The sequence below is a fragment of the Cryobacterium glaciale genome, from assembly GCF_004402535.1.
Taxonomy (GTDB): domain Bacteria; phylum Actinomycetota; class Actinomycetes; order Actinomycetales; family Microbacteriaceae; genus Cryobacterium; species Cryobacterium glaciale.
This window is the reverse complement of the sequence record NZ_SOEY01000034.1, coordinates 143,701-163,515: the sequence shown is the minus strand read 5'-3', so window position 1 is coordinate 163,515 and position 19,815 is coordinate 143,701. Positions and strand designations below refer to the sequence as shown.

Annotated in this window: 17 protein-coding genes and 1 tRNA gene; 8 read left to right on the top strand and 10 right to left on the bottom strand. The window is 66.0% G+C overall.

Translation table 11 applies throughout. The features are described from left to right. Both E3O06_RS17050 and E3O06_RS17045 read right to left on the bottom strand, forming a co-directional pair. Complete coding sequence (locus tag E3O06_RS17050; RefSeq protein ID WP_134504679.1) at nt 1-1,227, bottom strand: extracellular solute-binding protein; 1,227 nt, start codon at nt 1,225-1,227, stop codon at nt 1-3. A 98-nt stretch (nt 1,228-1,325) separates the two neighbouring features. Further along, entirely contained in the window at nt 1,326-2,321 is a 996-nt protein-coding gene (locus E3O06_RS17045) for a LacI family DNA-binding transcriptional regulator (protein ID WP_134504677.1), read from the bottom strand. 277 nt (nt 2,322-2,598) lie between these two features. Here E3O06_RS17045 and uxaC point away from each other — a divergent pair, with 277 nt between their 5' ends. Further along, nucleotides 2,599-4,080, top strand: a complete 1,482-nt coding sequence (gene uxaC / locus E3O06_RS17040) for a glucuronate isomerase (RefSeq protein ID WP_134504675.1) — start codon at nt 2,599-2,601, stop codon at nt 4,078-4,080. Next, on the top strand, nt 4,077-5,309 hold the full coding sequence (manD, locus tag E3O06_RS17035) for a D-mannonate dehydratase ManD (protein WP_134472017.1): 1,233 nt from the start codon (nt 4,077-4,079) through the stop codon (nt 5,307-5,309). Before uxaC ends, manD begins: the two co-directional genes overlap by 4 nt. A gap of 71 nt (nt 5,310-5,380) precedes the next feature. Here manD and E3O06_RS17030 read toward each other — a convergent pair whose 3' ends face one another. Next, the gene (locus E3O06_RS17030; RefSeq protein ID WP_134504673.1) at nt 5,381-6,928 is read right to left on the bottom strand and encodes a UxaA family hydrolase; all 1,548 of its coding nucleotides are present in this window, start codon (nt 6,926-6,928) and stop codon (nt 5,381-5,383) included. A gap of 83 nt (nt 6,929-7,011) precedes the next feature. On the opposite strand from E3O06_RS17030, the gene E3O06_RS17025 reads away from it, so the two are divergent. The 3 genes from E3O06_RS17025 to E3O06_RS17015 are packed head-to-tail and all read left to right on the top strand — an operon-like array spanning nt 7,012 to nt 9,669. Continuing rightward, the gene (locus E3O06_RS17025) at nt 7,012-8,007 is read left to right on the top strand and encodes a LacI family DNA-binding transcriptional regulator (RefSeq protein ID WP_134504671.1); all 996 of its coding nucleotides are present in this window, start codon (nt 7,012-7,014) and stop codon (nt 8,005-8,007) included. A 40-nt stretch (nt 8,008-8,047) separates the two neighbouring features. Continuing rightward, the gene (locus tag E3O06_RS17020; RefSeq protein ID WP_198415844.1) at nt 8,048-8,713 is read left to right on the top strand and encodes a bifunctional 4-hydroxy-2-oxoglutarate aldolase/2-dehydro-3-deoxy-phosphogluconate aldolase; all 666 of its coding nucleotides are present in this window, start codon (nt 8,048-8,050) and stop codon (nt 8,711-8,713) included. After that, entirely contained in the window at nt 8,710-9,669 is a 960-nt protein-coding gene (locus tag E3O06_RS17015) for a sugar kinase (protein ID WP_134504670.1), read from the top strand. Before E3O06_RS17020 ends, E3O06_RS17015 begins: the two co-directional genes overlap by 4 nt. A 216-nt stretch (nt 9,670-9,885) precedes the next feature. Here E3O06_RS17015 and E3O06_RS17010 read toward each other — a convergent pair whose 3' ends face one another. The 5 genes from E3O06_RS17010 to E3O06_RS16990 all read right to left on the bottom strand — a co-directional run bounded on the left by E3O06_RS17010 (nt 9,886) and on the right by E3O06_RS16990 (nt 14,347). Next, nucleotides 9,886-10,581: a tyrosine-type recombinase/integrase gene (locus E3O06_RS17010; RefSeq protein ID WP_134504668.1), complete on the bottom strand. Its 696-nt coding sequence runs from the start codon at nt 10,579-10,581 to the stop codon at nt 9,886-9,888. Then, on the bottom strand, nt 10,581-10,817 hold the full coding sequence (locus E3O06_RS17005; RefSeq protein WP_134504666.1) for a helix-turn-helix domain-containing protein: 237 nt from the start codon (nt 10,815-10,817) through the stop codon (nt 10,581-10,583). Before E3O06_RS17005 ends, E3O06_RS17010 begins: the two co-directional genes overlap by 1 nt. 223 nt (nt 10,818-11,040) lie before the next feature. Continuing rightward, nucleotides 11,041-11,409: a GIY-YIG nuclease family protein gene (locus E3O06_RS18495; RefSeq protein ID WP_134504664.1), complete on the bottom strand. Its 369-nt coding sequence runs from the start codon at nt 11,407-11,409 to the stop codon at nt 11,041-11,043. A 741-nt stretch (nt 11,410-12,150) separates the two neighbouring features. Then, entirely contained in the window at nt 12,151-13,905 is a 1,755-nt protein-coding gene (locus tag E3O06_RS16995; RefSeq protein WP_134504662.1) for a thrombospondin type 3 repeat-containing protein, read from the bottom strand. Nucleotides 13,906-14,271: 366 nt separating this feature from the next. Further along, nucleotides 14,272-14,347: transfer RNA gene (locus E3O06_RS16990), tRNA-Arg, on the bottom strand. Between the two features lie 69 nt (nt 14,348-14,416). Here E3O06_RS16990 and E3O06_RS16985 point away from each other — a divergent pair. Then, nucleotides 14,417-14,791 carry a hypothetical protein gene (locus E3O06_RS16985; protein WP_134504660.1) on the top strand — a complete coding sequence of 125 codons (375 nt, stop codon included), beginning with the start codon at nt 14,417-14,419 and terminating at the stop codon, nt 14,789-14,791. A 31-nt stretch (nt 14,792-14,822) separates the two neighbouring features. On the opposite strand, the gene E3O06_RS16980 is transcribed toward E3O06_RS16985, so the two are convergent. After that, nucleotides 14,823-15,956, bottom strand: coding sequence for a 3-isopropylmalate dehydrogenase (locus tag E3O06_RS16980; protein WP_134504658.1), 1,134 nt, complete (start codon nt 15,954-15,956; stop codon nt 14,823-14,825). A gap of 148 nt (nt 15,957-16,104) precedes the next feature. Between E3O06_RS16980 and E3O06_RS16975 the strand changes: the two genes are divergently transcribed. Next, nucleotides 16,105-17,553 (top strand): aldehyde dehydrogenase family protein, encoded by a 1,449-nt coding sequence (locus E3O06_RS16975; RefSeq protein WP_241980360.1) that lies wholly within the window; start codon nt 16,105-16,107, stop codon nt 17,551-17,553. 35 nt (nt 17,554-17,588) lie between these two features. Then, the gene (locus E3O06_RS16970; protein ID WP_134504656.1) at nt 17,589-18,362 is read left to right on the top strand and encodes an SDR family NAD(P)-dependent oxidoreductase; all 774 of its coding nucleotides are present in this window, start codon (nt 17,589-17,591) and stop codon (nt 18,360-18,362) included. A gap of 10 nt (nt 18,363-18,372) precedes the next feature. Here E3O06_RS16970 and E3O06_RS16965 read toward each other — a convergent pair whose 3' ends face one another. Then, a complete protein-coding gene (locus E3O06_RS16965; RefSeq protein WP_134504654.1) occupies nt 18,373-19,806 on the bottom strand; it encodes an amidase in 1,434 nt (477 codons plus the stop codon). Nucleotides 19,807-19,815: the final 9 nt, after the last annotated feature.

Below are 19,815 nucleotides of genomic sequence, written 5' to 3'. Positions count from 1 at the left end.
CTATTTCACCTCAAATTTGCCGGTACCGATTTCGCGGTCCCAGATGTCGAATGCCTGCACGAGTGCGTCGGGCGCGAGCGGGGTAGCCTTGGGCATTTCCTCGATCAGAGCGTCGTACCAGTCGCGGCCGTACTCGGCGATGACGTCCTGGCTGGACTGCGGGGCGAGGTCGAGGGTGGCGCCCTCGATGGCCGGGCCGGGGTAGAAGTAGCCGGTGTCGTAGGCCATGGCGTTGGTCTCCGGGGTCAGGATGTCCTGCAGCAGCAGGAGGATGGCGCTCATCTTGTCGGCGGTCTGGCCGACGGGAACGACGGCGTAGTGGGCATCCGTCACCCAGGTGAAGTCGTCAAACGGAGCCGCTTCGATGGTGGCGGGCATCTTGGCCGTGGCACGGGGCTCGATGTCCCAGCCGGTGGTGGTCGGAATCATCGACCAGGTTCCGTCGGCCATGTTCGTGACGACCTGGCCGGTGCCGGTGGGGTAGTTGGTGATGTCCTGGCCCAGTTCGCCGAGGTAGGCCCAGGTCTTATCCCAGCCGTTGACCGGGTCGGTCGGGTCGTCATCGCCGAGGATGTAGGGAAGGCCTTGGAGGAAGGTGCGGCCGGGGCCGGAGTTGGCCGGGCGGGCGTATCCGAATTTGCCGGGGTTCGCCTGCGACCAGGCGAGAAGCTCTTCGGGGGTGCCGGGGACATCCGTCACGACGGCGGGGTCGTACTGCAGCAGCGGCCCCGACGGGTAGTAGGTGGTCACGACGCCGAAGCCTTCGGCGAGCTCCTGCATGTTGGCGGCCGGCTCGATGTAGTCGGCCTGGTTGCTGAGGCGGTCGGCGTAGTCGGTGACGATGGGAACCCAAAGGTTCTGGCCGATGCCGGCGGCAAGGCCGTCGGTTCCGGTCATCACGAGGTCGATGGACAGGCTGCCGCTGTCGACCTGCGGCTTGATGGAGCCGACCAGGTCGGGCGCTCCCGCGCTCTCCCAGGTGACGGCGGAGATGATGTCGGGGTTGGCGGCGACAAAGGCGTCGACCATCGGGCCGGTCAGCTTCTGGTTGCCGGCGACGTCGAGAATATTGAGGGTGACCGGCGCCGACGGTTTGTCGGGCACGTCGGACGCGTTGGCGACCGGAGTGGCCGGAGTCGCCCCCGAGTTCGGTGCCGTGCAACCGGTGAGTGCCAGGGCGGCCACGGCAAAAGCGGCCGTGAGATATGTACGTTTCGAAACTCGCATATCGTTTTCATTCCTTCTGTGTTCCCCAAACGTCAGCGTTTGGAAGTGTTTGGGTGTGGTGAGGCTGCGGTGAAAGTGTGAAAGTGGGTGAGCGGCGTTCAGGCGCGCTGAGGCGGTGGCGCCGTGGATTGCCGGACGACCAGTTCGACGGGAATCTGCGTGATCGCCGGCCGGATGCTCGTTCGGTGCAGCACGGTGTCGAGCAGGGCATCCACGCTGGCCCGCCCCATCTGGATGCGGGGAAAATCGACCGTCGTGAGGTTGGGCCAGACCAGGGTCGACACCGGAACGTTGTCGAATCCGGTGACGCTCAGGTCGGCGGGCACCTGCAGCCCGCGCTGGCGCAGACGTTCGATGACGCCCACGGCGACGAGGTCGTTGAACGCCACGATCGCGGTGGCGCCGCTGGCCACCGCGAGGTCGGCCGCCTGCATTCCGCCGGAGAAGACGGGCGGGAAGTTGCCCAGCTCGATCAGGTCGACGTGGTCGGATTCGGCGGCGAAGGCCTGCAGCGCCAGGGTGCGCTCCCGGTTCGACCACGAGGTGACCGGGCCGGCGACGTAGGCGATGCGTCGGTGCCCGAGGGCGATCAGGTGCCGCATCACGACCCGGGCACCCCCCCCGTTGTCGAAGGTGATGGAGGGCACGCCCGGCAGCGCCCGGTTCACCAGCACCAGGGGGCCGTCCCCCGCCGCCTGCTGCAGGGCCGCGTCGGTGCTGCGGGCCGAGCAGATGATGACCCCGTCGACCTGCTTGGTGAGGTTGCGCACGGCCTCGTCTTCGAGCGAGGGGTCTTCGTCGGTGTCCGCGATGAACACGGAGTACCCGGCGGACCGCGCTCGGGCCTGTACCCCCTTGCAGATGGAGCCGAAGAACGGGTTCTCCAGGTCGGGAACGACCAGGCCGATGCTCGTGGTTCGGCCGGTGACCAGGCCCCGGGCAGCCCGGTTGGCCCGGTAGCCCATGGTGCGGGCGGTGTCTTCGACCAGCACGCGGGTGACCGCGGAGACCTTATCGGGCGAGGCGAGCGCCCGGGAGACGGTAGAGATCGATACTCCGGCAATCTGTGCAACGTCGCGAATCGTCACCACCATGTTCAACACCACCCCGTGTTTTGGAGAGCGGCCAGGCCGCGGTCTCGTCGTTGGTGAGCACCACTGCTTCACCGTGGGTCCATTGTGCAAACGTTTGCAGTGATTAGTCAAGTCACAGATTGGTCACGACTGATTTCGTCGGGGAATTCGACACTTGTCGCTCGCGGTGACCCTGTTTACATGCATATAGTGGAACTCGACGGACCGGCTCGCCGGGTCGGAGTGTCGGCACGACACTGCAACTACGTTCATTTTTGTTTCAACGAGGAGGCAGAAGATGGCTGAACAGCCATGGGTACTTCATCCGGATCGGGCTTTGCCCACCGAACCGGGCCAGCGCAGCATCGCCCGGGAGATCTACGCGAGCACCGCGGCGCTGCCGATCGTGTCGATGCACGGTCACATCGAGCCGGGCGCCATTCGGCGCAACGATGCCTTTGGCGATCCGGCTGAACTCTTCATCATTCCCGACCACTACCTCGTGCGCATGCTGGTATCGCAGGGCTATCGCAACAGCGACCTCGGCGTACAGCCGCACCAGGGCGACGCCCCCGTCGAGACCGACCACCGGCTCATCTGGCGCCGCTTCGCCGAGAACTGGAAGCTGTTTCGCGGAACGCCCACCCGGTACTGGATGGAGCACGAGCTCTCCGTGGTCTTCGGTATCACCCAGGAGCCCAGCGCGGCCACCGCCGACGCGATCTACGACCAGTTGTCGGCCAGCCTGAGCACCCCGGAGTTTCGCATCCGCGCCCTCTTCGACCGTTTCAATATTGAGATTCTCAGTACCACGGATGCCCCCGATAGCGACCTCGCCGAGCACGCCGCCCTGGCCGATCAGGGCTGGGGCGAGCGGGTCGTGCCGACGTTTCGGCCCGACGGCGTCTTCTACCCCGACCGGGTCACCTGGCGCGCCGCCGTGCGCGCCCTCGGCGCCCGCTGCGGCCGAGAGATCGTGTCGTACCAGGGCTTTCTCGATGCGTTGCAGGAGCGCCGGTTCGCGTTCGTGGCGGCCGGGGCCCGGGCCACCGACCACGGCCACCTGACCGCCAACACCACTCCCCTGGCCGCAGCGGATGCCGAACGCATCTTTCAGCAGGCCCTCTCCGGCCCGGTCGACGCGGCCTCGGCCGAAGCCTTCGCCGGCAACATGCTCTTCGAGAGCGCCCGCATGTCGGTGGAGGACGGCTTGGTCATGCAGCTGCACCCCGGTGTGGCCCGGGACCATTCCGCGGCGATCCAGCAGGGCTATGGGGCCGACAACGGCTTCGACATTCCCGTCGCCGTTGACTTCACCCGCGGGCTGCAGCCGTTGCTCAACGCCTTCGGGCTCGATCCGCGCTTTCGCCTCATTCTGTTCACGATCGACGAGACGGTGTACTCGCGGGAGCTGGCACCGATCGCCGGCGCGTATCCCTCGGTACGCCTCGGGGCGCCCTGGTGGTTTCTGGACTCCCCGGCGGGCATGGCCCGCTTTCGCGAACTGGTCACCGAGACCGCCGGTTTCTACAACACCAGCGGTTTCGTCGACGACACCCGCGCGTTCGCCTCCATTCCGGCGCGTCACGACCTGTCCCGCCGAGTGGATGCCGGCTACCTCGCCAGACTCGTCGGCGAACACCGGCTCACCCTCGACGAAGCCACCGAGACCGCGATCGATCTCGCCTATACCCTTCCCCTCACCGCCTACGCCCGTCGCGGCGCGGTCACGCCGGCAGCGACGCCGGCGCGTGCCGAAGCAGAAAGTGCAGCACAATGACCGTCATCACCCACGCCGAGGTCTTCGTCACGAGCCCCGGACGCAACTTCGTCACCCTCAAAATCACGACGTCCGACGGCGTCACCGGGCTCGGTGACGCGACCCTGAACGGTCGTGAACTCTCCGTGGTCGCCTATCTCCAGGAGCACATCGTGCCCCTGCTCATCGGTCGCGACCCCCAGGCGATCGAGGACACCTGGCAATACCTGTACCGCGGCGCGTATTGGCGCCGCGGACCGGTGACGATGGCCGCCATCTCGGCCGTCGACGTGGCCCTGTGGGACATCAAGGGCAAGGTCACCGGGCAGCCGGTCTACCAGCTGCTCGGCGGGGCATCCCGCACCGGCGCCCTCGCCTACGGCCACGCGTCGGGCTCCGACCTGCCGTCGCTGTTCACGTCGATCCAGAACCACCTCGACCAGGGTTTCAAGGCCATTCGGGTGCAGACCGGCGTTCCCGGACTCGGCCAGGTCTACGGCGTGGCCACCAACCAGAAACCCGGCGAGCGCTACGACTACGAACCGGCCAAGCGCACCTCGGTTCCCACCGAGGAGGAGTGGGACAGCCGTGCCTACCTGCGCCACATTCCCACGATCTTCGCCGCCGTGCGCGCGGAGTTCGGCTACGACATCCCCCTGCTGCACGACGGCCATCACCGGCTGACGCCCAACGAGGCGGCCATCCTGGGCAAGTCGCTCGAGCCGTACGACCTGTTCTGGCTCGAAGACTGCACCCCGGGCGAGAACCAGGAGTCGTTGCGCCGCGTGCGCGCGCAGACGACCACCCCGCTGGCGATCGGTGAGGTCTTCAACACCGTGCACGACTACCAGACCCTGATCACTGAACAGCTCATCGACTACGTGCGCAGCGCGGTCACCCACACGGGCGGCATCAGCGCGCTGAGGAAGATCATGGACTTCGCGGCGATCTACCAGATCAAGTCTGGTTTTCACGGGCCGACGGATATCTCGCCGGTGGGCCAGGCCGCGGCCCTGCACCTCGACCTGGCCATTCACAACTTCGGCATTCAGGAGTACATGAAGCACTCCGGCGATACCCTGGAGGTGTTTCAGACCAGCTACACCTTCGAGAACGGCCTGCTGCATCCCGGCAACAACCCGGGACTCGGCGTGGAATACAACGAGGAGCTGGCGGCCACCTTCGCCTACACGCCGGCCTACCTGCCGGTGAACCGGCTGCAGCGCGACGGCACAATGCACGACTGGTAACCGCACGACCAATCAGAACGGGCCCGACGCAGATGCACCGGGCCCGTTTCTGCGTTCGCAGCGCCTGCGCGTCAGGTCACCGTGCCGAACTGCCACGGCACGAATTCTTCCTGCCCCACGCCGAGCTCTTCGCTCACGGTCTGCTCGCCCGAGGCGACCCGAATGATCATCTCGAAGATCTCGGTGCCCACCTCGGCGAGGGTCGCCGTGCCGTCCACGATCCGGCCGGCGTTCAGGTCCATGTCGTCGGGCATCCGGTTGTAGGTGTCGGAGTTCGTCGCGACCTTGATCGACGGGGTCGGCTTGGCCCCGAACACCGACCCGCGGCCGGTCGTGAAGACCACGACCGTGGCCCCGCCGGCGATGATCCCCGTGACCGACACCGGGTCGTAGCCGGGGGTGTCCATGAACACCAGGCCGCGATCGGTGATCTTCTCGGCGTACTCGTACACGGCGGTGAGGTCGGCCTGGCCGGCTTTGGCTACGGCGCCGAGGGACTTCTCGAGAATGGTGGTCAGCCCGCCGGCCTTGTTGCCCGGCGAAGGGTTGTTGTCGAGGCTGCCGCCGCCCTGGGCGGCGTAGTCCTGCCACCAGTCGAGGCGGTCGAGCAGCTTCTGCCCCACCTCCGGCGCCACGGCCCGGCTGGTGAGCAGGTGCTCGGCCCCGAAGACCTCGGGTGTCTCGGCGAGCACGGAGGTACCGCCGTAGGACACGAGCCGGTCCGAGGCGATTCCGAGCGCCGGGTTCGCGGTGATGCCCGAGAATCCGTCGGAGCCGCCGCAGTTGAGGCCGAGGACGAGTTCGGAGACTGGCGTGGCCACCCGGCGGCGTTCGTTGAGCTGCGGCAGCATCGAGCGGATGCGCGCCACGCCCTCTTTCACCGTCGCGCGCACCCCGCCCTCGCCCTGGATGTTCATGGTGGACACGACGGTGTCGGCGGGCAGGTCATGCCCGGCGACGAGGGCGTCGACCGGCACCATCTCGCAGCCGAGCCCGACCACGAGCATGCCGCCGAAGTTCGGGTGCGCGGCGTAGCCGCGCAGGGTGCGCATCAGGGCCTGGGCGCCGTCGCTGGTCGGGACCAGCCCGCATCCGCTCTGATGGGTCAGCGCCATCACCCCGTCGACGTTCTCGAATTCGTCGAGGGCCGCGCCCCGAAAGGCTTCGGCGATGAGGTTCGCCGCGGTCGCCGAGCAGTTGACCGAGGTGAGGATGCCCACGTAGTTGCGGGTACCCACCCGCCCGTCGGCGCGCGGATAGCCGAGGAAGGTGGGAACCGGCCCGGCGGGGGCGACGAGAGTCGTGCGCCCGGTGCCAAATTCGTGCCGGCGGCCCGCGTCGTCCATGCCGAGGTTGTGGGAGTGCACGTGATCGCCAGCGGCGATCGGAGCGGTGGCGAGGCCGATCGATTGGCCGTACTTGTGCACCCGTCCGCCGAGCGGGATCTGCGCCAGAGCAAATTTGTGGCTTCGTGGAATATCCCCGGTCAGCACCAGATGTGCCGCTCCGTCGCCCAGTGCGATGATCGTGCCGGCGGCCAGCGGAGCAAGGGCGATGGCCACCTCGTCACGTGGACTCAGGTGCAGGGCGACATTGCTCAATTTGACTGTGGGGGGCATCTGGCGGGATCCTCAGGGCTGCTATAGGGTGAATGTAAACGTTTTCATTATCTATTCTTAGTGTTTCGAACGGGCGGGTCAAGGTGACGACAACAATTCGGCAGGTCGCGGCAGCGGCCGGTGTCTCTCTGGCCACGGCCTCTCGCGCCCTCAGCGGCTCCCCTGCCGTTGTCGAGTCCACCCGCAAGCGTGTGCAGCACGCCGCCGCCGAGCTCGACTACAACCCCAACCGCCTCGGCCGCAGCCTCGTGACGGGCTTGACGGGCAACATCGGACTGATCTTCCCCGACATCTCCAACCCGTTCTACACACAGTTTCTAGCCGAACTGGAATCGGTCGTCGCATCCCGTGATATCGGAATTCTGATCGGCGATGCGCACGAAGACAGCGACCGCGAAGCCAGCCTGCTGCGCCAGATGGCAACCCAGGTCGACAGCCTCGTGCTCGTCTCCAGCCGCATGACGGATTTCCAGATAACGGCCGCCGCCGCACGACTGCCCGTCGTCCTGGCCAACCGACAGCTGGAGCCCGGAACGCCGGTGCCCGAACTGCTCAGCCAGATCGTGATCGACGTCGACCCCGGCTTCAGCGCGGCCATCGAGCACCTCCACACACTCGGCCACCAACGGGTAACCTACCTAGACGGTCCCGCACGCTCTTGGTCGGCGCGCGAAAAGCGGGCGTCTCTCAGCCAGGCGTGTGCCCGGCTGGGCATCGACCTGTCGATCCTGCGCGTCGAGAAGCCCGACTTTGACTCCGGCCGTGCGATCGCTCAGCACCTTGACCCCGCCACATCCGTCGTCGTCGCCTTCAACGACCAAGTCGCCCTAGGCGTGCTCTCTATCTGTCGGGACCGCGGCATCCGGGTGCCCGACCATATGAGCGTCGTGGGGTGTGACGATTCCCTCCCACTCGGTCTCGCCTGGCCCGCACTGACCACGATCGACAGTTCCTCAGGCGCCCTCGGGGCCCTAGCCGCGCGGGCGGTTCTCGACCCGGCGGCACACCGCACAGGGAGCGTGCCGACCCGCTTGATCGTGCGCGATTCCACCGCGGTGGCCGGGGCATCCGCTCGCTGAGCCCAACTTTTCTCCGTCCGTCACCAACAAGGGAGTTTTCGTGACCACATCTTTTCCGCTCATTCGGGCGGTGCCCTCGAGCGTGCTGCGCGCCAACCCCGTCATCGCCGTGCTTCGCGCGCAGCACGCCAGCCACTACGCACCGGTCGTGCGGGTACTCGCCGAGAACGGCATCCGGTCGATTGAGCTGACGCTGAGCACACCCGGCACCTTCGAGGAGCTGGCCACTCTGCAGGCCGGGATCGGCTCCGATGTGGAAATCGGCATCGGCACCATCGTCACCGTCGACCAGGCACAGCGGGCGATCGATGCCGGCGCCAGTTATCTCGTTACGCCAATCGTGAATCTGCAGGTGATTGCCCTCGCGGTGCGGGTGGGGATTCCGGTGTTTCCGGGCGGACTGACCCCGACCGAGCTCTACTCGGCCTGGGCCGCCGGTGCGACGGCGGTGAAGATCTTTCCAGCCGAAGCCGTCGGCCCGCAGTTCGGTGGACACTTGCGGGGACCGTTTCCCGACCTGCAATTCGTGCCCTCGGGCGGCATCGGCTTGGGCGACATACCGGCCTGGCTTGCAGCGGGCGCCACCGCAGTAAGCCTGGGCGGCCCGTTGATCGGCGACGCTCTCACTGGGGGTTCCCTCGAGCAACTCGCCGAACGGGCGCGGCGTGTGACCGAGCTGGCGGCGAATGCCCGTCCTCGGTCATGAGCGACCGTCAGCCCCGCCGCGTCGTGACGCTGGGCGAGACGATGGCCCTGATGAGCAGCGAGACCGAGGGGCCGCTGCAGCACACGCGGTCACTGGCGCTTGGCATCGGAGGTTCGGAGAGCAACGTGGCGATCGCCCTCACCCGACTCGGCACGCCGGTCACCTGGATCGGTCGGGTCGGTGAGGACTCCCTCGGCGATCTCGTGCTACGCGAGATCCGCGCCGAGGGCGTGAACGTGATTGGCATTCGTGACCCCGATGCCCCGACCGGGATGATGGTGAAAGAGCGCCGCACCAGCAGCGAGATCCGCGTCTGGTATTATCGACGCGGAAATGCCGGCTCGCGGCTGTCGCCCGCCGACCTGGACCCGGCGATCATCGCCGGCGCAGCGCTGCTACACGTGACGGGCATCACGCCGGCCCTGTCACCCAGCGCCGCCGAGGCGACGTTCGAGGCGATCCGCATCGCGAAGGAGGCAGGCGTGGCCGTGTCATTCGACCTCAACTTTCGCGCCAAACTTTGGTCGCGTGCCGAGGCGCAGCAGGTCTACCTGCGCATTCTGCCCGAGGTTGATCTCGTCTTTGCCGGAGACGATGAAGCATCTATTGCCGTCGGGAAAGCGGATGCTCCAACCACGCTGGCGCACCGACTGGTTGACGCCGGGGCCGGCCAAGCCATCGTTAAGCTCGGGGAACTCGGGGCAGTTGCAGTCGTGGAGGGTGTCGAGTATCAGCGCGACGCGATTCGCATCCGCCCAACCGACACCGTTGGCGCTGGTGACGGTTTCGTGGCGGGGTATCTGGCGGACTATCTCCTCGGCGCCGACGTGCCCACCCGACTGACGACCGCAGTCTCGGTAGGCGCATATGCGTGCATGGTGCCGGGCGATTGGGAGGGGATGCCGCGTCGCAGCGAGATTGCGGGCCTCACCGCGAGCGAACCTGTGAGCCGCTGAGCCGCCCCCAGGGAGGGTTCGTCAGCGCTTCAGGCCTTGCACCTTTGTGGAAGCTAGGTGCTTCCGGCGTCGCGCTCAGTAATCTTCCCTTGTGACTGCCCAGGAATTCACGCCGATTTCGTGTGAACGCAGCCAGGCTCCCACCACAGGAGAGTCGCTTCGATCTCCCGGAGGACAAAACGTTCGACGCTGGCGTTCAAAGGATCAAGGGATTCTTTACGAAGGCGGAGCGAGCCGCTGCAGCACCGTCGCCGGCTCGGATTTGACGGCGCGGTCAGGCTCCGCGTAGTGCGCCTTTGTCGTCGACGTTGACGTGTGTCCGAGTACATCGGCCGCAGCCTGCATACCCAGTTCGTTGGCGAGCAGCGTCGTCCCCGTTCGGCGGAAGGCGTGGGGCGTGATCCCCATGCCTTCGAGTCCAGCGTTCCGGAGAATCTCGCGGAATGTGCGCACCATGCTGAGGATCGTGCGGGAGTGCTTGGCTCGCGTGTACGAGATCGCGCGCTGCACCTTCAGGAAAAGCTCAATGCGGCCGACGCTTACCTCGCGAACCGTGAAGTGCTCGAAAAAGGGAAGCACAAGCCCGCGAAGCTCGTACTCGTACACGATTTTTTTTGTACCGTTCGCGCGGTCGACGTCGAGCATCAGGTCCTCCAGCCAGGCCTCGGCCAGCAATCTGAACGGCGAGCCCGCGTTCACTGAGTCGCCGACATTACCGACGCGCATACGCGCGGCCAGCTCGACCTTGAGCGCGGTCTCCGCCGCGTTGCGACTCGAGCCGGTCGCGGTGACTTGCCTCGACTGACCGTCCCAGTCGCGGAAACGAGTCGTCGACCGGAAACGCCCTGCACCGACCTCGGTCGTCTTTATCGCGCCGAACGTGCTGATCGGCAGTCGTGGTCGGCCAGCCATCAGCGCTCGCCCCCGCGGCCGTTCATGGACGGTACGGGCTCGTGAAGACCGTCCAGCCACCGAAGAACATCGGAGACGCGGTAGCGGATCTCCCGTCCGACGCGAATGCCGGATGGGCCGCGGCCATCGGTACGCAGATCGTAGATCGCCTGCACGTGCACACCGAGATACTCGGCGAGCTCACTCGTCGTGAGTACGGGCTCCAAACCGAGCCCAGAGAGATTTGTAGCATCCATAACCCGTAGGTGCCCAAGGTCACACCAGGTGAATCGAACTGGGTCGCGCACCTTCTCTACGAGCGCCCACAAGGGGCGGGCGCCGCGGAATAACCGTTGAATAAACGTGGAGTGAATCAAGTCTTGCCCCTTCGGTGAGGACAAGAAACCCTGGGCAGACGATTTTTTCTTGGCACCCAAATGGTCTGAATGTCGGTTCGAAGGCCGGCAGCGTGTCAGCGCATCAATCGTTCCTGAACTCGCTTCGCCCGGTGTGCACGGTTAGTAGCCCGATGACCTTTGCCATTGAGTCGAGGAAGTCCTCGTTGGTGAGAAACCATTCAGTGCAGACCTCGCGGCCTGTCCTCCGCGGGTTGTCATGCCCGGCGGTGCGTAGCAGCTCGTGGAATGAGTGCTCGACCTGCTCCGGGTCTCGCTCTGCCGTGCTGTACACGCGGATGAGTGCCAGCGGTTCTGGACTGTGGGTGTGAGCGCTGGATGTGTGCTGGCGGATGCGCTGAGCGACGTTGCTGAAGTGGCCGACTTTGATCAGAGTGTTCCCTCGGTCGGGAGGGGACCAGGCTCTCCAAGTACCATCCGTACGAAAACGCATAAATGCGGGGCATCCCTTCGATCTCTGCCAGCGTTATCGCCGCTTCTCGGCCTTCCTCGGCCGCTTCAACCGCGGCCTCAATTGGGTCTTCCGTGGCGCCTGCCGCCTCGATCATCGCTCGGTTTGCGGCCAAAAGGTCCGCAGTAGCCGGGGAGAGAATCCCTCGACCGCGGGCTGCTTGCGTGCCGAAGACTCCGAGCACCTGCTTCCGATAGGTTCGCCCGTCGACAGGGCGGCCGTCAAGAATCGCATCGATGGTGCGCCGCAAGTTGTAGACAAACGCCGGTGTGGCGACGTTGAGCTCCTGCGCAATTGCTTCCGGTTCCTTGTTCGGCCGAAGGAACACATCCCCGAGGCGGCCCTGGTCCGTCGCAAGCAACGCTTCCAACTCCTGGCGGGGCGTCAGAGGTTGGGTAGAACCGTTTTTCGGCTCTTCAGAGTTCGAAAGGAATTCAGTCTCAATGGCAGGGTATCGGCGCGGCAGGCCAGCAGCCGGGACGAGCTCAGCGCCTTCACACGGACAGGGCGCAGCCACATGACCCGGTTAGTATTCGATGTGCTTCAAAAAAAGTACCCCGAAGGCTTCCTGCGCAGCAACGGCACCCTGGAGTCAAAGGGGCTGCCCCGTCGGCTTCGAGCTGCAATACTCAAACCAAAACGCAATCTTCGCCCAGACTGCAGTCGTGGCCCGTTCAAGGGCGCGTGGAAAACGTCGCGCTCTGCAACGCGCGTCGTGGCCCTCTAGTTCGCGCTGAGGATGGCTGTGGTGGGTCGATCGAACGCAGACGTTCGAGTGGTCGCCTTCTGGACGGTAACCATCCCATTTGACTCACACTGCAGCGGCAGGTTTTCCCGGATCGCCTTATCGGGGGAGAACCGCTTCACCTTCTTGTCGTAGGTCCTCGCATAAGACAGCTCCTTGTCCTTCGTCGATACGGACCCGCGGCTGTACACCATCGACCAGTTAGCGTTTAGCGTGCCGTTGTCAACATTGACAAGCAGTTGCACGCATGCGTTGTTATTCCTGATCTGACCCAGTACAAATGCTGACGCGAGCGGCACGGCCGCGTATCCGGCAAGCTCGCCGGCGGTGAAGACAACGTTGCTGCGCCGGAGAAGGGACGCCGCCTGCGGGAAGAGCTTGGCAGCATAGATTCGCCCGGCCTGTAGCGCCCCTTTATAGGCAAGCTTGGGCGCCGCGTTAGCCGCGACGACGTCCAGGTTCTCGCGGATGTACTGCGTCGCGACGTCGGTGATGGTCGAGCCGTTTGCGAGGGCGGTGTCTAGGAGTTCATTTGCGACATCATTTGAGAGGACCAGAACGCATGCGTATTCGTGTTTGGAAACCGCTGTCGGCTGTAGCGTGACCTCCAGCAGATCGTGCTTGGCCGTGCCGCACAGCGTTCCGAGGTCACCTGTACCGGAGCGCGCAAAGGTTTGCGAATCGTAATCAAATGTGAGCAGAGGGTGGGAGGCGGGGTTCGTCGATGAGGTTCCGAGTTCCGCTTCTTCGTCATCAGTCCAGCCGTCCCCATCAGTGTCCCCCCCGAGACCATCCGTAGGGTCGAGCCAATCGAGGATGCTGTCGCCATCGAAGTCGGTATCGCCCTCGGCCGAGTCGGGCTTTCCGTCGTTATCGCTGTCGACGTCAAGGTAATTGGGTACGCCGTCACCGTCGGCATCGGCGACGGCCCCGCCTTCGGCGAGGTCGGTTCGACCGTCTCCGTCTGTGTCAAGTGGTAGGCCGTCCGGGGCGAACACAAGGTCCAGACTCACCGTGACCGAACCGGACTCATAAGGTCCGACGCATACGATGGTCGCAGACCCACGATTGACGAGGCGGGTCACCAACACTCCGCCAACGGTCTCCGTGACCGTCCGCAAAGACGAGAAGGGAATGGCGTACCCTCCTGGCGGCACGCACCAGGTGAGCGGGCCGTAAAGCGAGTCGCGTTGGGGCCAGCTCACCCCGCCGCACCCCGACGGCGGCGTGTCTAAAAAGCTCGTGTCGACCGCAGCCGGGTCCGGGCGAAAACCGATCCCTAAGGACAGCTGAAATTCATCTGTGAACGCCTTGCCGCCCCTGATGTCGTAGGACCCTCTGCCGTTCGACATCGAGAGGTCCCCCGTCGAGACGCAGCCGAGGAGATCCCGGGTGCTGCGGTGCTCGTTATATGAAATGGAGGACAGATTCGCCTGGCCCACTACGGTGCTCCCGGAAATCGTATCGAATGTTCCGGGGAAGCCGAACTCCAGGTCATTGCCATGCCCCGGCGCGTCCAAGTCTATGGTCGTACTGCTGACCACTGTCCCCCAGCTCGGGACAAATCCCGGGTCGACTCGATAATCGAACGCCACGTTGGCGTCGACGCGAATAGTCCCCGTCCAGACCCCGAACACCTCATCGACAGCCGATGCCGCAGAGGGTACTGCCCCTGCGCCGAGCACTACCACCGTCGCTGTCGCTAAGGCCAAGACAGCTGATCTGCGCATCATCGCACCTTCCTAGGTGGACCGGCTCCGGCCGGGACGTCATCATGACACGGCGGGCGGAGTTTGTCTAGGAAGTGAAGCTCAAGAGGACAGGGGGAGAATACCGCCGTGTCGGCTCACGTGCACACCGAGATACTTGGCGAGCTCGCTCGTTGTGAGTACGGGCTCCAAACCGAGCCCCGAGAGACTTGTAGCATCCATAACCCGTAGGTGCCCAAGGTCACACCACGCGAATCGAACTGGCTCGCGTACCTTCTCTCCGAGCGCCCACAAGAGGCGGGCGCCGCGGAATAAACGTTGAATAAACGTTGCGTGAATCAAGTCTTGCCCCTTCAGTAAGGACAAGAAACCCTGGTCAAACGACTTTTCTGGTGCCCCCGGTAGGAATCGAACCTACGACAATCGGATTAGAAGGCCGGTGCTCTATCCACTGAGCTACGGGGGCGGGATCGTCCAAGGCTACCAACCCCTAGGCTGAACTCACACCAGCCCGCGCAGCCGTACCAGGAGCACCATGACCGATCAGGCTCACCGAAATTCCATTGACGGTCAACCGACGAAGACAAAGAAGGCGGGATCGAGCACGGTCGGGTCGGTTCTGGTCACCAGTGTGCTCCTGGTGCTCAGTGTCGCACTCGCCTGGGTGCTCGGCATCGCGGGAATCTTTCTGGCCGTGACGAACTGCTCGGCGGCCGACTGTACCGGGTTGACGATCGGCTCGGGCATCGCCACGTTCGGCCCGGCCGCAGTGGTTCTCATCAGCATTGTGATCTCGATCGTTCGCCTGGTTCAACGGCGCCGTGCGTTCTGGGTTCCGATCATCGGCATGGTCGTGGCTGTGCTTATGACGGTTCTCGGCGGCGCGGTCGCATTCATGTCGATCGGCTGACGAACCTCTCAACCACTCAGCACCCGAACCGTCAGCGCAGCGCGGCGAGGTCGTCCATGACCGAATAGCCGGGGACGGCGGGCACCGGTGCGCCGCTCGTCAACAGCCCGGCGATCTCCCGGCCCAGCTGGGCGGTTGAGAAGCCCATGCCCGGCCCGGCGGTTGCCGGCAACTGGGCCAGAACGTGCACGGCGGCCGCCTCGATGGCCCGGGCGGCGTCGGTCTCGCCGAGGTGGGCGAGGCACATGGCGGTCGAGAGTACCGCTCCGATCGGGTTGGCCCAGCCCCGGCCGGCGATGTCGGGAGCTGAGCCGTGAATGGCCTCGAACATGCTCGGGCCGGAGCCGTCCAGGTTGAGGTTGGCGCTCGCGGCGACGCCGAGACCGCCCTGGATGGCGGCGCCGAGGTCGGTGATGATGTCGCCGAAGAGGTTGTCGGTCACGACCACGTTGAAGCGTTCCGGAGTCGTCGGCAGGTAGAAGCACAGGGCGTCGACGTGCACGTAGTCCACCGGAACGGTCGGAAAGCGCGCGCTCACGTCGTCGACCGTCGACTGCCAGAGGGTGCCGGCTTCGACCAGGATGTTCTTCTTGTGACACAGGGTCAGGGTGCCGCCGCGTCGTTCGGCAAGGCGAAACGCGAACTCGACCACGCGCTCCACGCCCATGCGGGTGTTGACCGATTCCTGCACGGCGACGGCGTGCGGGGTGCCGGCGTGCACCGTCGATCCGCGCCCGACGTAGGCGCCCTCGGTGTTCTCCCGCACGATCACGAGGTCGCAGCGATCCGGGGTGAGACCGTCGATCGGCGTCGTCACGCCCGGATACAACTTGACCGGTCGCAGGTTAACCGCCTGCTGAAAACTGCGTCGCATCTCGAGGATGAAGCCACGTTCCAGAATTCCGGGGGCGACGACGGGGTCACCCATCGCGCCGAACAGAATGGCGTCGTGTTCACGCAGCTGCGCCTGGAGGGCGGGCGTCCATAGTTCGCCGGTGGCCAGATAGTGCCGGGCACCGGCCGAAATCTCGGTGAGCTCGGCCCGAAACCCGAACACCGACTCCGCCGCCGCGAGCACCTCGAGCGAAGCGTCGATCACCTCGGGTCCGATTCCGTCTCCGCGGATCACGGCCAGCCGGTGGACTCTCACTGCTGAGCTGGTCATTGGCTCTCCCTCATGAATGAATGAATGAGTGCCGCGACAGATGATTGACCTGATGATCGCCACTCGATACTCTAGTTAGGTTACTGGTCAGACCAGTAGAAATGCCAGTACCTCTCGACAGCAGCACTTCCTGAAAGAAAGCAGTCTCGTGACTTTGTTCCCGATCCCCTACCCGGCCGGGCTCCCCATCGGTGAGCGCTGGTTGGACTGCTCCGAGCAGCAGGAGATCGTGTTTCCCTTCGACGGCTCCCCCGTCGCATTGGCCCCAGTCGGCACGCCGGCGCAGGCCGTGCTCGCGGTGGACGCGGCCGCCTCGGTACGCGCGGAACTGGCCGGGCTGAGCGCGGGCATCCGTCGTACCCTGCTCATCGGCATTCACGACGCCCTCGCCGAGCGATCCGGCGAATTCGAGCAGCTGCTCGTGCTGGAGACCGGCAAGCCGCTCACGGACTGCCGCACCGAGGTCGCTCGCGCCCTCACCACCTGGTCGGCGAGCGCCGAGGAGGTCGCCCACCTGCACGGCGAAACCGTTCCACTCGACCTGCAGCCCAGCGGTGTGGGAATGATCGGCTACTGGACGCGGCGTCCGGCCGGAATCGTCGTGGGCATCACCGGCTTCAACTACCCGTTTCTACTGGCCAGCCACAAGCTCGCTCCCGCTCTTGCGGCGGGCTGTCCGATCATCATCAAACCGGCCCCAAACACCCCTTTGACCACACTGTGGGTGGTCGACCTCATTCGCGGGGTGCTGCATGACCACGGGGTGTCGACCGCTGCCGTTCAGCTCGTCACGGGCGGAATCGCCGTTGGCGAAGCGCTGGTGCGCGATCCGCGGGTGGCTGTCGTCTCGTTCACCGGCTCTGCCGCCGTCGGACACCAGATTGCCCGCGACGCCGCCCCGCGCAAGGTCGTGCTCGAGCTTGGCGCCAACACCGCACTGATCGTCGCGAGCGACGCCGACGTGGAGAAGGCGGTCGACGCGGTGATTCGCGGCGGCTTCTACGCCAACGGTCAGGCCTGCATCTCGGTGCAGCGCATTCTGGTGCACGATACGATCGCCGACGACTTCGAGCGGATGCTGCTCGCCCGCCTCCCCGAGGTACTCGTCGGTGACCCACGCAACGAGGGCACCCGCGTGGCGCCGGTCATCAACGAGGCCTCGAACGAGCGCATCCTGGCCTGGATCACCGCCGCCCGGGCGAGCGGGGCCCGGGTGCTGGCCGGCGGCCACCGGATCGACCGTAGCATTGCCCCGACCGTCCTGACGGATGTTCCGTACGACGCCCTGGCCTGGTGCGAGGAGATCTTCGGACCGGTCGTCGTGCTGCAGCGCATCTCCGACCTGGGTTCGGCCATCGAGCTGGTCAACCGCTCACGCTACGGCCTGCAGGCCGCGATCTTCACCAGTTCGCTGCAACGCGCCTTTCGCGCCATCAACGAGCTGGACGTCGGCGGCGTCGTGGTCAACGAGATTCCCGGCTTTCGCTCCGACATCATGCCGTACGGCGGCGTCAAGGACTCCGGCACCGGCCGGGAAGGGCCGCGGTTCGCCATCGAAGAGTTCACCGTGACCCGCATGGCCATGATCCGCCCGTGAGTCAGCCGCACCTCAGCAGATGTGAAGGAATTACCGTGGACTACACCCAACTGTTCCAGTTCTCCGGTCGCCGCGTGCTCGTGATCGGGGCCGGCAGCGGCATCGGTCGGGAAAGCGCCCTGGCCCTGCACGCCCACGGCGCCACGGTGATCTGCGCCGACCGGGACGCCCCAAGCGCGGCAGCCACCGCGGCGCAGCTCGGCGCCGGAGCCAGCTCGCTGCAGCTTGACGTTCTCGACCAGGACGCCGTGCGTGCCGTTGCCCGCGACCTGACCGACCTGACGGCTCTCGTCTTCACTGCCGCCACCAACGTGCGCAAGCGCATCGCGGACTACACGCTCGACGAGTTCGATCGCGTCGTGAATCTCAACCTGCGCGCCGCCTTCGTGCTCATCCAGGCCTTCGCGCCGAACATGGCGGCCAACGGCGGCGGCAGCATCATCGGCTTCGCGTCGATTCGGGCGGTCACGGTCGAGCCCGGCCAGGGGGTCTACGCCGCGACCAAGGCCGGCTTGGTGCAGCTGTTGCGCACGGCCGCCGCCGAATACGGGCCGGCCGGGGTGCGGGTGAACGCGATCTCCCCCGGCGTCGTAGAGACGCCGTTGACCGCCCAGATCAAGAACGATCCCGAGTGGTACAACGCTTACGCCGCCAAGAGCGCGCTCGGCCGCTGGTCGACCCCGAGCGAACTGGCCGGTGCCGTGGTCTATCTCGCGTCGGACGCCTCGCGGTTCGTCACCGGGTCGGTGCTCACCGTCGACGGCGGCTGGACGGCCGTCGACGGCCGCTTCGATCCGCCGAACGCCTAGCTCAGGTCGGTCAGCGTGCCAGCTGGGCCGCGGTGTGAAAGGGCCAGACCGGCGCTGCCGCTGCCGGCCGCGCCTGCTCATACCAGTGAGTGGCCCGCAGCACGGCGAGGTCCTCGAAACGACGCCCGGCAATATGCAGCCCGATCGGGCGTCCGTCCGCAGTGAACCCGCAGTTCACCGAGCTGGCCGGCTGCTCCGAAAAGTTGTACGGCGCGGTGAACGCGATGTGATCGAGCGAGGTGGCCGCGTCGTTGGTCGGCATCGGCCATTCCGCCGGGAAGGCGGCGACCGGCGACACCGGCGACAGCACCACATCGTAGGGAGCGGTGGCCGCGACGGTCGCCGCGCGCAGGTCCTGGATGCTCCGGTAGCACCGCAGCACCTCGGTGCCCGACACTCCTGCCCCGGCTAGCACCCAGTCCCGGATGAAGTCAAGCACCATCGCCTGCCGCGCCGGTTCGAGCACCTCATAGTCGGCGAGGGAGCGCACCCGCAGGAACAGGTCCAGGTCGGCGAGGTATTTCTCGGTCATCGGCGGGGCGATCTCCTCGACGATCGCACCAGCGGCTGCAAATAGTTCCACCGCCCGCAGAACGGATGCCGCCACCTCCGGGTCGGTCGCGAGGCCGGCCCCGCCCGCGAGGTGAAAGGCCACCTTCAATCCAGCCACACCCGATTCGCCGCAGTGCACGTCGGTCCAGTCCAGGTGCTGATCGCCGAGACTGGTGTAGTCGCGCAGGTCTGGCCGGGCGAGCACTCCCAGGAACAGGGCCGCGTCATCCACTGTCCTGGTGAGCGGTCCGGCCACCCGGCCCATGTACGGCGGGTCGACGGCGACGCGGCCGAAACTCGGTTTCAACGTCACGAGCCCGAGCCAGGTGGCCGGCAGTCGCAGCGAGCCGCCGATGTCGGAGCCGAGGTGCAGCGGGCCGATTCCAGCAGCAGCAGCGGCGCCGGCGCCGGCGCTCGACCCGCCGACCGTCCAGGCCGGGTTCCATGGGCTGCGGGTGATTCCGTGCAGGCTCGAGACGCCGGAGGACAGCATGCCGTAGTCGGGCATGACCGTGACGCCGAAGATGACACCGCCGGCCTCCCTGATGCGCGCGGTGCTCGGCCCGTCGACGGTCGCGACCGGTGCGTCGAACTTGGCAGCGGTGCCGGACGGCTGGCTGAAGCCGCGCACGGCGACGTTCTCCTTGATGCTGGTCGGCACGCCGTCGATCGTTCCGAGCGGAGTTCCGGCCGCCCAGCGGCGTTCACTCGCGGCCGCCGCGGCGAGCGCCCCGATCCGGTCGAGACCCCAGAAGCAGTTCAGCTCGGGCTGCAGGCGCTCGGCCTTGTCGAGCACCGCGGCCGTCACCTCGACCGGCGAGAGGTCGCCGCTCTGGTAGCGCTGAACGAGTTCGGTCGCCGGCAGGCATTCGATGGGCGCGGTCTCGGTCATGGTGCCTCT

Excerpts from the sequence above, each read along its gene's own strand:
- E3O06_RS17005 (WP_134504666.1), bottom strand. The coding sequence starts at position 10,817 with ATGGATGCTACAAATCTCTCTGGGCTCGGTTTGGAGCCCGTACTCACG.
- E3O06_RS17015 (WP_134504670.1), top strand. The coding sequence starts at position 8,710 with ATGAGCGACCGTCAGCCCCGCCGCGTCGTGACGCTGGGCGAGACGATG.
- E3O06_RS16980 (WP_134504658.1), bottom strand. The coding sequence starts at position 15,956 with ATGACCAGCTCAGCAGTGAGAGTCCACCGGCTGGCCGTGATCCGCGGA.
- E3O06_RS18495 (WP_134504664.1), bottom strand. The coding sequence starts at position 11,409 with ATGCGTTTTCGTACGGATGGTACTTGGAGAGCCTGGTCCCCTCCCGAC.
- E3O06_RS17030 (WP_134504673.1), bottom strand. The coding sequence starts at position 6,928 with ATGCCCCCCACAGTCAAATTGAGCAATGTCGCCCTGCACCTGAGTCCA.
- E3O06_RS17050 (WP_134504679.1), bottom strand. The coding sequence starts at position 1,227 with ATGCGAGTTTCGAAACGTACATATCTCACGGCCGCTTTTGCCGTGGCC.
- E3O06_RS17010 (WP_134504668.1), bottom strand. The coding sequence starts at position 10,581 with ATGGCTGGCCGACCACGACTGCCGATCAGCACGTTCGGCGCGATAAAG.
- E3O06_RS16995 (WP_134504662.1), bottom strand. The coding sequence starts at position 13,905 with ATGATGCGCAGATCAGCTGTCTTGGCCTTAGCGACAGCGACGGTGGTA.
- E3O06_RS16965 (WP_134504654.1), bottom strand. The coding sequence starts at position 19,806 with ATGACCGAGACCGCGCCCATCGAATGCCTGCCGGCGACCGAACTCGTT.
- E3O06_RS16985 (WP_134504660.1), top strand. The coding sequence starts at position 14,417 with ATGACCGATCAGGCTCACCGAAATTCCATTGACGGTCAACCGACGAAG.
- manD (WP_134472017.1), top strand. The coding sequence starts at position 4,077 with ATGACCGTCATCACCCACGCCGAGGTCTTCGTCACGAGCCCCGGACGC.
- uxaC (WP_134504675.1), top strand. The coding sequence starts at position 2,599 with ATGGCTGAACAGCCATGGGTACTTCATCCGGATCGGGCTTTGCCCACC.
- E3O06_RS17045 (WP_134504677.1), bottom strand. The coding sequence starts at position 2,321 with ATGGTGGTGACGATTCGCGACGTTGCACAGATTGCCGGAGTATCGATC.